The organism is Flavobacterium sp. P1_E4, from assembly GCF_056405915.1.
The window spans coordinates 1-760 of the sequence record NZ_JBFUBE010000080.1 but is presented as its reverse complement, the minus strand read 5'-3'; the positions used below and the strand labels follow the sequence as shown (position 1 = coordinate 760).

Below are 760 nucleotides of genomic sequence, written 5' to 3'. Positions count from 1 at the left end.
AGCTCATTGGTATAGAAATGTAGAAGAATCAGGCTTTAAAAACTTTAATATTCTGCTTAATACCATAACTTTTAATTACAAGTCAATCTTAAACTATTTTGATAACAGAAGTACAAATGCTTCTGCCGAATCTTTCAATGCAAAAATAAAAGCTTTTAGAAGTCAATTTAGAGGAGTGAGAAATATAGATTTTTTCTTGTTCAGATTATCTAATCTTTTTGCATAATCCCCAACTTTTGCACCTGATCCTTTAAGATTTCAGTTTTTATAAAATCTACTTATTTAAAACTGTTGTAAAACAAAAAACCCTTCATCAAACTGATGAAGGGTTTTGTAAAAAAAGGCAGCGACATACTCTCCCACATAACTGCAGTACCATCTGCGCAGGCGGGCTTAACTACTCTGTTCGGGATGGGAAGAGGTGAGCCCCGCCGCAATAACCACCTTAAGTCGTTAGTTGCTTTGGACAACTTTTTTAATTAATAATTGATCATTAACCATTAATAATTAAAATAATATCTTAACATACTGAGATAAAGAACATAAAAAGTTTGTCCTGAACTTGATTCAGGATCTTAGAAAGTTTCTCCCCGAGCCTTGCGGCTCGGGAAAAGGTGTACATAAGCTTACGGGTTATTAGTACTACTCGACTATGACATTACTGCCTTTACATCTATAGCCTATCAACGTGGTCATCTCCCACGACCCTTAAAAGAAATCTCATCTTGTGGTGGGTTTCGCGCTTATATGCTTTCAGCGC

The 760-nt window shown here is 35.5% G+C and carries 1 protein-coding gene and 2 rRNA genes; 1 reads left to right on the top strand and 2 read right to left on the bottom strand.

The features are described 5' to 3' along the window. Positions 1-226 (top strand): transposase (locus AC1DY0_RS19095; protein ID WP_477190155.1); only part of this gene is annotated, 226 nt, incomplete at its 5' end. Between the two features lie 112 nt (positions 227-338). Here the strand turns inward: AC1DY0_RS19095 and rrf are convergent. Beyond that, positions 339-448 (bottom strand): 5S ribosomal RNA (gene rrf, locus AC1DY0_RS19090). Between the two features lie 168 nt (positions 449-616). After that, positions 617-760 (bottom strand): 23S ribosomal RNA (locus AC1DY0_RS19085); the annotation flags it as partial.